Origin of the sequence: Pararhizobium sp. (assembly GCF_035497515.1) — a bacterium.
Lineage (GTDB): Bacteria > Pseudomonadota > Alphaproteobacteria > Rhizobiales > Rhizobiaceae > Pararhizobium.
This window is the reverse complement of record NZ_DATJDJ010000226.1, coordinates 14,770-27,302: the sequence shown is the minus strand read 5'-3', so window position 1 is coordinate 27,302 and position 12,533 is coordinate 14,770. Positions and strand designations below refer to the sequence as shown.

Sequence of the window (12,533 nt, the reverse complement as noted above, 5' to 3'; positions counted from 1 at the left end):
TCTGTTTGTATCGTGCGATTCGTTCCTTAGAGCATTTCCGCTTTTCTCGAATTGAGAAAACGCTCTATGTCGTTGTTTTTACGAAATTCCGAGCGTAAAATCGCTGCGAACTCTTGCGAGCCTTCCTAGGGTCCGGCGACGTCTGAGGCCGACGTTATACGAATGCCTTCGGCGATGAGCGCCTCGCGCATCTGGCGAACAATGTCGAGCGCGCCGAGCGTATCGGAATGGAAGCAGATGGATTCGAAATCGATGTCGATGTCATTTCCTTTGATGGTCTTGACCTTGCCTTCCTTGCAGGCGCGCACGACCTTGCGGGCAATGGCGGCCGGGTCCGGCCGGCCGGCATCGCGCGTAAACACGATGGAGCCGCTGTCGTCATAGTCGCGGTCGGCATAGAATTCGCGAACGACTGGGTGGCCAGCTTCCTTCGCCGCGCGCCAGGTGGCGGAGCCGCCCATGCAGAAGATGAAGGCATTCGGCTCGACGGTGCGCATGTACTGCACGAACATCTGCGAGAGTTCCGAATTGACGGCCAGTTCCATGTAGAGCGCGCCATGGGGCTTCACGTGCTGAAGACGGGCGCTGTGACGGTGGGCGAACTCGCGGATCGCGCCGACCTGGTATATGATGTCGTTGACGAGTTCCTTGGCCGTTCCGCCAATCTTGCGCCGGCCAAATCCCTGCAGGTCGTTGTAGCCCGGATGGGCGCCGATGCCCACGCCGTGCTGAGTGGCGAGCCAAACGGTGTGATCCATCAGGTTCGGATCGCCGGCATGAAAGCCCGCCGCAATATTGGCCGAACTGATCAGCGGCATGAGGGACGCATCATCCGTGTTCCCCACGTGCCAGCGGCCGAAGGCTTCGCCCATGTCGCAGTTGATATCGACTACCTCGCGCAATGTCTCTTCCCTCGCATGCATTTTCCAACACGGAAACGCTAGCGTGCTTCGATCCATTTGAAAAATTCTATTTTTTCATAAACAAATTCTGAAAATCAGAATTCTTGCATTGTGTGTCCTCGGAAATATATATAATAAAAACAGTTAGATAATTGGCGTATTCATTGGATTAAACGGTTCTTGGCCAGTTTAGATGCCGTTTGTTCTGATTTTTTGATATGCCCGCACAAGAAACCAGATATGGAGCTACGCCCTTGACAATTAGCCTGCGACAGATCCGCTACTTTGTCGCGACCGCCGAGCTGGGGCAGATATCACAGGCCGCGGTCGATCTCTCAATTTCGCAGTCCGCCGTGACGACAGCGATCAAGGAACTTGAGCGTACGGTTGGCGTCAGCCTCTTCCTGCGCACGTCGCACGGCATGGACCTGACATCCGCCGGCCGGCAGTTCTTGTCACACGCCTATGAAATTCTGAAGAAGGTCGATGAGGCAACGCATCTCAACGTCGTCAGCAGCGAGGTCGAAGGCACGCTGACCGTCGCAGCCACCTACACCGTAATGGGATACTTCCTGCCGCTGCATATCGAGCGGTTGCGCCGGCTCTTTCCCCGACTTGAAATCCAGCTCTTCGAACTCAACCGCGAATCCATCGAAGAGGGGCTTTTGAGCAACCGTTACGACATGTCGGTTCTGCTCACCTCCAACATTCTCAATCCGGCGCTGGTGACCACGACGGTACTGAGCTCGCCGCGCCGGCTCTGGCTGCCCTCGCAGCACCCGCTTCTGCAGTCAGAATCGGTCGGGCTGAGGGAGATTGCAAATGAACCATACATCATGCTGACGGTCGACGAGGCGGCCCATTCCTCCCTCAAATACTGGAGCGCGACACCCCACCAGCCGCGCGTCGTCCTGCGAACGTCCTCGGTGGAGGCGGTGCGCTCGCTGGTCGCCAATGGCCAGGGCGTCGCCATCCTCTCCGACATGGTGCACCGGCCCTGGTCGCTCGAGGGTCGGCGCATCGAAACTATCAATATCAGCGACCCCGTCCCCGCCATGGATGTCGGCCTCGCCTGGCGGCGGAACATGGAACTGACGCCTTCCATGCTCGCATTCTGCTCCTATTTCCAGCAGGTTTTCCACCTGTCCGGGGCGATGACCGGCTAGCCGACGTCCGTCGGGATTCTATCCCTGCTGAGCGATCACATCAGGAGCTGATGATATAACGGCGAGCGGAGCTTTTATAAGAAAATGCAAATCGCAGTATAAGCTGAGCGTAATTTCCAAAGGTGCAAGTGCGCTGTACCGTTTCGTCAAGTCCAGGGCCTGAAAGGGTATCGCGGTGCCTGGCCGGACAAATGGAGGAACAGTTGTCGGCTTATCAAAAATCAGACGTCCTGAGCGGTGCTATCGCACTGATTCAAGATCACATGGCTGTAATCACTGGTGATGTGGTGTTGATCACCGCTGATACGCTCACCGATGTCGGCGCCATTGAGGCGATCTGCAATGCGGTTCGCCTCGCCGGAGCCCAATATTCAGTGATGACGATTGCCCAGCTGCCTTTCCAAGGCGCGCTATCCGACCCCTATATTCCCTCGACGGTGGCTGCGGCTGCCCTGGAGGCGACGGTCTGGATCGACCTGACACTGCCTTACCTCGCCGGGTCGCATGTCTTCGACGTCGCGTTGAAAAAGGGCCTGGTGCGCTACAATCTGGCGGTCGGTCTTGATTCGGATGGTCTTGCCAGCCTTTACGACAAAGTCGATCTGGATGTTCTCTACCGGGTTCAGTCCACTCTCGATGGTCTTGCGACGGAAGCGCAGCAAAAGGGCCTATCCTGCCGGATCACGACGCCGCTCGGAACGGATGTGTCCTTCCGTATTGCCGAACCCAGCCTCACCAAGCCACGGCGGGCGACAAGCGGCGGGATCTACTCGATCCCTGGAAACCTCTTTATGTGTCCCGACTTGGAAAGCGTGAAGGGTCGCATCGTCATCGAATGCGCCTATCACGAATACTACACCCGCCTGCAGACTCCGATCACCGTCGAGGTCGACGGTGCCATACGCTCGGTGGAAGGCGGTGGCTTCGATCGCCGCCTTATGGATCGTGCCCTGCGTCGTGCCTGCGGGGGAGATCTCGGCTACGTTATTCATCTCACGCATGCGTTCAACCCGGTCGCCCGCTTCAAAGGCACCAATCTCCTGGAGGATGTACGTGCCGCCGGCAACGATGCTGTCGGGTTCGGACGGCCGTGGTGGATTCCGGGTGGCGGCGAGAACCATCCCGATGGTGTGATGAGCCGCCAGTCGCTGTGGATCGGAGATCATCACATCGCCAGCGACGGCGCCTTTACGGGCGATTTCGCGCATTTCGAAGATGAACTTCAGCCGGTTTACGGTTGAACGGGCGCTGGGTGACACGATGCAAGCACGCTTTATCACCGTTAATAATATTCGCACCCGCTACCTGACTGCAGGCGATCCGTCCAACACGCCGCTTCTTATGGTGCACGGCCGCATCCTCTCTGCGGAACACTGGTTCTGCAACATCGATGCGCTCGGCCAGGATTTCTACGTCGTTGCTGCGGATACATTAGGATCCGGTTTCACGGGGCCAGCCGATTTTTCCAAGGGCCTTCATCCGGTAGAACAGCGGGTCGATCACCTTGAAGCATTGGTTGACAAGCTTGGTTTCGGCGAATTCTACGCAAGCGGCAGTTCCCATGGCGCGCTGCTTTCGACGCTTCTGCATCTCCGGATGCCGGATCGACTGACGAAGCTTGTCGTCAACGGATCGGCTGCGTTCGCCAGCCCCGAGCTTTTGGCGGACAGTGTCGATGCCACTCTGCAGCGTGACGATCCAAGGATCGGCAAGCTCAGCCTGCGCGATTGGCACGATTGGATGCGCGGCTATGTCTACGATCCGGGCTGTCTCCCGGATGCGGCTTTCACCCCGGTCATGACCGCCTACGCGCAGGACTGGGTGATGGATTGCTGGCGCGAGTCGCTGAAGGGGCATAAGGAAATGGCGAAGCGGCCGGATCTTCGCATCGGTCATCGCCTCGATCAGATCAAGGCGGATACGCTGCTGGTATGGGGCCGTGACGACGCAGGGGCCCCGCTGTCGGACGCGGAACCGTTGGTCGCCGGCATCGCCCGGGCGAAACTGGAGGTCTTCGACAACTGCGGCCACATGCCGATGATGGAACATCCTGATCGCTTCAATGCGGTCGTCCGCGACTTCCTGATGAGGAGGTCGCGCTGATGCAAATCGAGTTGCGAACCCTGCTGACAGAGCGCCTAGGATCCCGATATCCGATCATCCAGAGCCCGATGACCTGGGTTTCAGACGCGCGGCTTGCGGGGGACGTCAGCTCGGCGGGCGGGTTCGGCATCTTTGCCTCGACGACTGTCAGGGCCGGCGAGGTCGATGCCGAAATCGTCAGGATCAGGCAGTCGACCTCCGCCCCCTTCGGCGTCTATGCGACCGGTTTGCAGCCCAATCTCGACGAGGTCGTGGATGCCGTCATTCGTCACAATGTACGCGGTTTTTGCTATGGTCGCGGCGTCACATCCGCCACGCTTGAGCGATTGAAGTCCCATGGTGTCGTCTGCATGACGAATGTGGGTGCGGTCCGCCATGCCGTCAAAGCCGTCGAAGTCGGTGCCGATATCCTGCTTGTTCAGGGCGGCGAGGGGGGAGGCCACACAGGCGCCGCCTCAACCATGGTCCTGCTGCCGCAGGTCCTCGATGCGGTTGATGTTCCCGTGGTTGCAGCAGGCGGTTTCAGGGATGGACGAGGGTTGGCAGCCGCGTTGGCTTGCGGTGCCGTGGGCGTCGCAATGGGCACGCGGTTCATGATGACAACCAACACGCGGGTTGCCGCGCCTACGTTGGCCCACTATGCAAATGTCACCGATCCGGCGCGCATCACTGTTTCAACCGCCATCGATGGCCTGCCGCAAAGGGTGATCGCGAACCGGCTTGTGTCCGCGATGGAACAGAACACAGCTGCGCTCCAGATGATCCCTGCGCTTCGCGCCGCGTGGAACTTCAGGACCCAGCAGAAACTGAGCTTTCTCCAGTTCCTCGCCATGAGTCTGAAATCACTTAGGGAGGGGCCCGTGGCTGCCAGTCAGGCGTTGCGCATGGCGCGTCTGCCCGAACTTTTGCGGCTTGGACTCGAACAAGGTGATGTGGAGCACGGTCTTCTACCTGCAGGGCAGGCCGCTGCCGCAATCACAGAAATTGTGAGTTGCGAACAGGTCATCCGCGAAATCGTACAGGTCGCATCTCAAAGACTTAAGAGCATCGATAAAGAGATCGCATTGGTCTGAAACACGCGACTTTTAACCAGTCAAAATGTGAGGGTAAGGTTTTGGAGGCTTCGATAAAAGAGGAAGACGCATCGGGCAGACATCCGGTTATAGCGTCTCCGCGAAATTTTTGGGGTGGCTTCGCCCTCTTTGTCCTTTCAGCCGCCGCTTACTGGCTGCTGGGCAACCTGAGCGCGATGCACGGCTATACCTTCGGAGCTGGCACCATGCCGCGGTTGATCGCCGGCCTGCTCGCGGCGCTTTCCGTTGTCCTAATCGGCATGGGGCTAGCCATAAGGGGATCCGCGCTACCGACCCTCGCGCTGCGGGGCCCGCTGATGCTTTTCTCCGCAATCATCTTTTTCGCGCTTGCAGTGAGTGCACTTGGGATCGTGATCACGTCGTTCCTAACGTACCTGATTGCGGCTCTTGCCACAAAGGAAACGCGATGGGGCGAGGCCGTAGTTGCCGGCGTCTGCATGACCGTCTTCTGCACGGTGCTGTTTTACTACGGCCTGTCGCTGCCCTTCGCGCTCTGGCCTGCCCTGTGAGGATGAGATGACGGATTTTCTATACAATCTTAGCATGGGTTTCGGGGTCGCGCTTTCGCCAATGAACCTCGCGATGTGCTTCGTCGGCGCTTTGATGGGGACGCTGGTGGGTGTCCTGCCCGGTGTGGGAACCGTTGCGACGGTAGCCATGCTCTTACCGTTGACATTCGGCATGCCGCCCGAAACTGCGCTCATCATGCTCGCCGGCATTTACTACGGTGCCCAGTATGGTGGCTCCACGACATCGATCCTTGTTAACATTCCGGGCGAAGCCAGTTCCATCGTGACTGCCCTCGACGGCTTCAAGATGGCCCAGAAAGGGCAGGCCGGTAAAGCTCTGGCCGTCGCCGCGATCGGGTCATTCTTCGCGGGCTGTGTTTCGACGCTTCTCGTCTCGATCCTCGGCAAACCCCTGACTTCGATCGCACTGGCGTTTGGCGCGGTGGAATATTTCTCTCTGATGGTTCTGGGGCTCGTGCTCGCGGTCGTATTGGCACGCGGATCCGTTTTCCGGGCCTTGGCCATGGTCGCACTGGGTCTGCTTCTTGCAATGATTGGTTCAGACATGGAGACAGGCGCGCAACGGCTGACCTTCGGGCTGCCGGAACTGTCCGACGGGTTGGATTTCTCTGTCGTTGCGATGGGTCTCTTCGGCTTTGCCGAGATTTTTCGAAACCTCGAGGGCAACAGCGTGGACCGGTCGGTGTTGACGCAGAAAATCAACGGGTTGATGCCGACGTGGCAGGATTGCAAGAATTGTTTCATGCCCGTTTTGCGCGGTACCGCACTCGGTTCGGTCCTTGGGATATTACCAGGTGGGGGTGCGACGATCTCGTCGTTTGCCGCATACACGCTTGAAAAGAAGATTTCCCGCAATCGTGCCCAATTCGGGAAAGGCGCGATCGAAGGCGTGGCTGCGCCGGAAAGTGCAAACAACGCGGCGGCGCAAACCTCGTTCATCCCGCTTCTTACCCTTGGTCTTCCGTCCAACCCGGTCATGGCATTGATGATCGGCGCGATGATGATCCAGGGCATTGTCCCGGGTCCGCAGGTCATGGAAAAGCAGCCCACTTTGGTTTGGGGTCTCATCGCGTCAATGTGGATCGGCAACCTTATGCTGCTGGTCATCAACCTCCCGCTCGTCGGCATGTGGGTCAAACTTCTGCGTGTTCCCTACCGGCTGCTTTTCCCCGCAATTGTCGTCTTCTGCTCGATTGGGATGTATTCCATCCACAATTCTGCCTTCGACGTCATTCTGGCCGGCGGGTTTGGTATTGTCGGTTACGTGTTGATAAAACTAGACTTTGAGCCTGCTCCGCTAATCCTGGGTCTGGTTCTCGGCCTGATGGTCGAGGAGAACCTGCGCCGCGCGCTCATCATCTCCCGTGGTGATACATCAGTCTTCTTCACGTCGACGCTGTCACTGGTGCTGCTTTCAATTTCGGCTCTGCTTTTGATCCTGTCCATACTTCCCGCAATTCGAGGGAAACGGGATGAGGTGTTTGTTGAGGAAGATTAGCAGCCGGAACTGTTCCAACAACTGAGGATCGACTTATGAAGAAGCTTAAAAAAACGCTGCAATGTCTCGCTTTACTATTTGCTGCAGCTGTACCAGCCCTGGCGCAGGACAGCACGACGCGGTTCATCGTTGGATATGCGCCGGGGGGCGGCAACGACCTATCTGCACGGATCGTTGCGGAGGCGCTGGGGAAGGCGACAGGCCGGCCTTTTATCGTGGAAAACAAGCCGGGGGCCAGCGGCCAGCTCGCTGCAGAATTCGTTGTGCGGGCAAAACCCGACGGGCTTACTTTGCTGGCAACAGGAAACTCCGCCGTCTCCATGGCTGCGGCGATCTATCCCAAGCTCAGCTATGACCCGATCAAGGATCTCGTGCCGGTCGCCGTCATTGCGGATTACCCGCAGCTTGTACTGATTGTTGCCGCCGACCATCCCGCCAAGACCTTCGCGGAATTCGTGTCCTGGACAAAAGCCAACCCAGAGAAGTCGAACTATGCCGCCGTCGCTCCGGCTTACACGATACCGACCGAGCAGTTGAAGCTCGCCGCGGGACTGGAGGCGCAGGCGGTCTCCTACAAGAGCTCCTCGGAAGCGTTGGTTGGTGTTTTGAACGGGCAGATAAGCTTTCTTCTGGGTGACCACAACACGACGCTTCCCACGGTCGAAAGCGGCCAGACCCGGGCGTTACTCGTAACGGGTGTGGACCGCATTGCCGCGCTACCCGACGTTCAGTCGGCCGGCGAGCTTGGCTACACCCAGGTCAAAAGCAGCCTATGGACGGGAATTTTTGCACCCCCGGGAACGACCGCCGAGCAGGCACGGGAAATTGCAGGCTTGATCACCGCTGCTCTGAATGAGGCTGGCGTCCGGCAAAAGCTTCATCAGATCGGTGTCGAGCCCGGGAGGCTCGTCACTGGGCAGTTTGGTACACAGATCGCCACGGAAGTCGAAAGCCTTCGTGCCGTCGTCAAGGCCGCTGGCCTAAAGTTTGAATAGCGGATCCGCGCAATCAACAATCTGGGAGAAAATACGATGTTGAATCTGTTGAGAAGAGTTCGTGCCGTTTGGCTTAGCGTCGCCGTGGCAGTGATGGCTACCGGCCCCATCGCCAAAGCTCAAGATACCGCAGACTACCCAAACAAACTGGTGACTATCTACGTCGGCTATGGAGCCGGGGGGGCTTCCGACGTCACCGCCCGACTTCTCGCCAGCCACATGTATGCGGAGAAGGGGGCTAAGGTAATTGTTGAAAACAAGCCGGGCGCGGGCGGGCGACTGGCTGCGGAATACATGACCCGACAGAAGCCCGATGGATATTCGCTTATGGTGGCGGGTAACGGCGTGATCTCGGTCGCGAAGGCGATCTATCCCAACCTCAACTACGATCCCACCGCCGGGTTGACGCCAATCGCGATCATCGCCGAGTTCCCGAACTTCATTCTCGTCGTTCCCAGCGATCATGAAGTCAAAACCTTCGCTGAACTGGTTGAATGGACAAAGGCCCATCCAGACGCCTCGAATTACCCGACACCCGGCCCCTCATATACGATCCCGACAGAGCAGCTGAAAATCAACAGCGGTCTTTCGGGTGTGGCCGTCTCATATCGCTCCGGGAATGAAGCTCTGATGAGCGTGGTAACCGGCGAGAGCCTCTTCATGCTCGCGGACCCGGCGTCGGCCATGCCGTTGCTTGAGGGCGGCAACGTCCGGGCGCTTGCCGTAACGGGCAAGGAGAGGCTGGCGTCGATGCCGGATCTGCCCACCCTTAAGGAACTGGGCTTCGACGTGAACATGAACCTTTGGACAGGCCTGTTCGCACCCGCGGGTGTTCCAGCGGATATCCTTACGAGCCTTGAAGCCGAGGTCAACCGAGTGGCCCGGTTACCGGACGTCGCCGAAAAGCTCCGCGGGATGGCACTCGTGCCCGGCAACATCAATTCTGCCGACTATACCGCCCTCATTGCCAAAGAAGTCTCAGACTACACTGCCACCGTCAAAGCGGCTGGTCTGAAATTCGACGAGTGAATTGAGCGGGCGTTGCCGAGAGCAACGCCTCACCACCATGTGAAAGCACCATGACCCAAAGTACCCTTAAGGCCCTAATCGTAACCCCGGAAAACAGCACGATGCTGGAGCCGGAAATTCGGGCGCTGTGTCCCGAATTCAGCGACATCCGGGTGGGCCGCGTGCCTCGCAGCCCCGGCATGCTGACCCTCGATACATTGCCAATACTGGAGGAGCGCAGCTTGCGAGTTCTCGAGGACAACCTCAGCTTCGAGCCCGACATCGTGCTCTTCGGGTGCACCGTTGCCGGGTTCCTGTCCGGCCCGGAGCGTCACGAAGCCTATGTCCAGCGGCTTCGTAAAGTCGCCGGCGTAGATGTCGTGGCGGTTGCCCCGGCAATGGAACAGGCGCTGCGTGCATCTAGAGTGAACAGCACGACAGTCGTCACACCCTATATGGATGCCGCGAACAATAGCTTGCGACGTTATCTGGATGCGGTCGGCATCGAGGTTGAAACGCTGGACAGTTTCTATCCCGGGAGCATTGAGAACCTCATGAGGATCACCGAGACCGACATTCTTCGCAAGGTGAATGAAACGGTGCTTCCCCATTCGAAGTCTGTTTTCATAGCCTGCGCGCAAATGCCGGCCATGAATATCCTGCCGGGCATTCGCAAGGATCTTGGAATTCCGGTCTGGTCGTCGATTATTGCGACGGCCTGGGCGGCGGCGCGCAGCTTGGATGCGCAGGGTCATCGCCTGAGAATACTGGATGATCCCGGCTACGCGCCGGCGCAATAACCGGAGATTTTTCACAAATCGTTCCTGGGCTTGACCCGGGTAGGACGTTCCACGCGGAGAACGAAAGGCAGAGCTATGTCTCAAAGTATCATAATTGCCGGTGGCGGAATCGGTGGTCTAACTGCAGCACTGGCGTTGCTCAGAAAAGGCTTCGACGTCACCGTCGTCGAGCAAGCGTCTGAGCTGAAGGAGATTGGTGCCGGGTTGCATATGGGACCCAACGGTACGGCTGCTCTTTTTGGGCTCGGGCTGAAAGATGCGCTTATGAAGCAAGCCGTTCTTTCGGTAAAACGCGAAATGCGTCTCTGGAACACCGGGGAAGCGTGGAGCCTCGCAGCCCACGGGGCGGGCTCTGAAGAACGATATGGTGCCCCATATATGCTTCTCCACAGAGCCGACCTCCACGGAATACTTCGTGATGCAGTGCTTGCGATCAAGCCGGATGCCGTACTCCTCAACTCTAAGGTCACGGGATTAGAGCAGGACGAGAGCGGCGCAGGGGTTTTGCTTGAAGACGGGCGTATCGTTCGTGGCGCGGCGGTTGTTGGTGCGGATGGCGTCCACTCCGTCGTGCGCGACAGGCTCGGCAAGAGTGTCACGCCGCAGTTCACTGGCAACATGTTCTGGCGCGGCATGATCCCGATTGAGCTGGTGCCGGAGCGTGAAAGGGATAGCGCGGGCGGCTGGTTCTCGCACAGAGCGACCGTGACCTGCTATCCCGTGCGCGGCGGCAAGTTCCTGAATTTCGTCGGTACCGTCAAACGCGATGGGTGGTCCACCTTGTCCTGGACGGAGCAGGGCACGACTGAAGAGTGCCTGACCGATTTCGAGGGCTGGCATCCGAATATTATCCAGATGATCGAAAATATGGGCACTCCTTACAAGTGGGGCCAGTTCCAGTTTGAGAGCGTACGCGAATGGACCGATCGCCGCGTGACATTGCTTGGGGATGCTTGCCATGCCATGCCCCCGTCTCTGGGGCAGGGCGCCATCATGGCCATCGAAGACGGCGTCGTTCTCGCCCGGGCCTTGGAAGCAAGCAAGGGCGACATCATCGCTGGGCTGCAGCGCTATCAGGCTGCCCGCGTTGAACGCGCCACGGAGGTCGTGAATTGCTCCTGGAGAGAATCCCGGGGCCGCAACAGCGCTGATCTTGCGGATCCGGCTAAAGCGTCGGCTTACATGGCGGCCCGTTTCACGAGCAGTTCCGTCAACACTTTCTATGACTGGATCTTCGGATACAAGGCGCATGAGGTGAACGTCTGATGTTCAAGGACACCGAAGATCAGATCGCAATCCGAAACGCCGTCCGCACGCTGCTGAAGCAGTTCCCGGACGAGTACTGGATGGAAAAGGACAGCAAGGAGGAATTCCCCAAGGAATTCTACAGCGCTTTTGCAGAAGCGGGTTTTCTGGGCGCCTCAATTCCCGAAGAGTTCAACGGAACTGGACTGCCGCTTGCCGACGTCGCCGCGATCCTCCAGGAAATTTCCGAGAGCGGCGCCGGCATGGCGGGTGCGAGCGCCGTCCATATGAGCATGTTCGGCATTCAGCCGATCATCAAGCACGCTGACAGTCGGCTTCGTGACGAGATCCTGCCGCGCATTATAGACGGTTCGCTGCAAATTTGCTTCGGCGTGACGGAGCCGGATGCAGGAACTGACACGACGCGCATCACGACCTTCGCGCGTCGGGATGGCGACGACTACATCGTTCGCGGCAACAAGATCTGGATTTCGAAGGCACTGGATGCGGACGAATGCCTACTGCTCGTTCGAACAGTGAAGATCGAGAATGTCGCCCGTCCGACCGACGGCATGAGCCTGATCCTCGTGCCGATGAAGGCCGCCGGCATCGCAGTCAGTCCGATCCCGATGCTGGGCCGCCGCTCGATTGCGGCATGCGAAGTGGTCTTCGATGATGTGCGGGTTCCCGCAAACCGCATTGTCGGAGAGGAGGGTAAGGGCTTCCGTTACCTTCTGGAAAGCCTGAATGCCGAGCGCATTCTGGTGGCCGCAGAAGCGGTTGGACTGGGACGCGCGGCTTTGGCGAAGGCGGTTCGCTACGCCAACGAACGCCAGGTCTTCGGTCGCCTGATCGGACAGAACCAGGGCGTTCAGTTCCCTCTTGCCGACAGCTATGCCCGGCTGGAGGCTGCCGACCTCGCCGCGCGGAAGGCGGCCTGGCTTTACGACGCGGGCGAGCCGTGCGGGGCCGAAGCCAATACGGCCAAGTATCTGGCATCGGAAGCAGCGTTCGAAGCTGCCGATCGCGCCATGCAGACGCTTGGCGGTTTTGGCTACGCAAATGAGTACCACGTCGAGCGGTATTTTCGTGAAGCCCGGCTCTGGCGCGTGGCGCCTGTCGCGCAGAATCTCATCCTCAGTTTCATCGCGGAACGTGTCCTCGGACTTCCCCGGTCGTTCTAACCGCAATA

At 58.7% G+C, this 12,533-nt stretch carries 12 protein-coding genes; 11 read left to right on the top strand and 1 reads right to left on the bottom strand.

The genetic code is table 11. The features are described 5' to 3' along the window. Window positions 1-125: 125 nt before the first annotated feature. A complete protein-coding gene (locus VL202_RS23725; protein ID WP_325466517.1) occupies window positions 126-902 on the bottom strand; it encodes a 5-oxoprolinase subunit PxpA in 777 nt (258 codons plus the stop codon). A 254-nt stretch (window positions 903-1,156) separates the two neighbouring features. Between VL202_RS23725 and VL202_RS23720 the strand changes: the two genes are divergently transcribed. The 11 genes from VL202_RS23720 to VL202_RS23670 all read left to right on the top strand — a co-directional run bounded on the left by VL202_RS23720 (window position 1,157) and on the right by VL202_RS23670 (window position 12,525). Next, window positions 1,157-2,068 carry a LysR family transcriptional regulator gene (locus tag VL202_RS23720; RefSeq protein WP_325466516.1) on the top strand — a complete coding sequence of 304 codons (912 nt, stop codon included), beginning with the start codon at window positions 1,157-1,159 and terminating at the stop codon, window positions 2,066-2,068. Between the two features lie 203 nt (window positions 2,069-2,271). Next, window positions 2,272-3,309, top strand: a complete 1,038-nt coding sequence (locus VL202_RS23715) for a hypothetical protein (RefSeq protein ID WP_325466515.1) — start codon at window positions 2,272-2,274, stop codon at window positions 3,307-3,309. 19 nt (window positions 3,310-3,328) lie between these two features. Further along, the gene (locus VL202_RS23710) at window positions 3,329-4,171 is read left to right on the top strand and encodes an alpha/beta hydrolase (RefSeq protein WP_325466514.1); all 843 of its coding nucleotides are present in this window, start codon (window positions 3,329-3,331) and stop codon (window positions 4,169-4,171) included. Next, complete coding sequence (locus VL202_RS23705) at window positions 4,171-5,244, top strand: NAD(P)H-dependent flavin oxidoreductase (protein ID WP_325466513.1); 1,074 nt, start codon at window positions 4,171-4,173, stop codon at window positions 5,242-5,244. Before VL202_RS23710 ends, VL202_RS23705 begins: the two co-directional genes overlap by 1 nt. Window positions 5,245-5,285: 41 nt before the next feature. After that, complete coding sequence (locus VL202_RS23700; protein WP_325466512.1) at window positions 5,286-5,774, top strand: tripartite tricarboxylate transporter TctB family protein; 489 nt, start codon at window positions 5,286-5,288, stop codon at window positions 5,772-5,774. Between the two features lie 7 nt (window positions 5,775-5,781). Continuing rightward, window positions 5,782-7,293, top strand: a complete 1,512-nt coding sequence (locus VL202_RS23695) for a tripartite tricarboxylate transporter permease (RefSeq protein ID WP_325466511.1) — start codon at window positions 5,782-5,784, stop codon at window positions 7,291-7,293. A gap of 35 nt (window positions 7,294-7,328) precedes the next feature. Further along, the gene (locus VL202_RS23690) at window positions 7,329-8,288 is read left to right on the top strand and encodes a tripartite tricarboxylate transporter substrate binding protein (protein ID WP_325466510.1); all 960 of its coding nucleotides are present in this window, start codon (window positions 7,329-7,331) and stop codon (window positions 8,286-8,288) included. A 36-nt stretch (window positions 8,289-8,324) separates the two neighbouring features. Beyond that, entirely contained in the window at window positions 8,325-9,317 is a 993-nt protein-coding gene (locus VL202_RS23685; protein ID WP_325466509.1) for a tripartite tricarboxylate transporter substrate binding protein, read from the top strand. Between the two features lie 50 nt (window positions 9,318-9,367). Beyond that, window positions 9,368-10,096 carry a hypothetical protein gene (locus VL202_RS23680; protein ID WP_325466508.1) on the top strand — a complete coding sequence of 243 codons (729 nt, stop codon included), beginning with the start codon at window positions 9,368-9,370 and terminating at the stop codon, window positions 10,094-10,096. A 75-nt stretch (window positions 10,097-10,171) separates the two neighbouring features. Continuing rightward, the gene (locus tag VL202_RS23675; RefSeq protein WP_325466507.1) at window positions 10,172-11,362 is read left to right on the top strand and encodes an FAD-dependent monooxygenase; all 1,191 of its coding nucleotides are present in this window, start codon (window positions 10,172-10,174) and stop codon (window positions 11,360-11,362) included. Then, a complete protein-coding gene (locus VL202_RS23670) occupies window positions 11,362-12,525 on the top strand; it encodes an acyl-CoA dehydrogenase family protein (protein ID WP_325466506.1) in 1,164 nt (387 codons plus the stop codon). Before VL202_RS23675 ends, VL202_RS23670 begins: the two co-directional genes overlap by 1 nt. Window positions 12,526-12,533 lie beyond the last annotated feature (8 nt).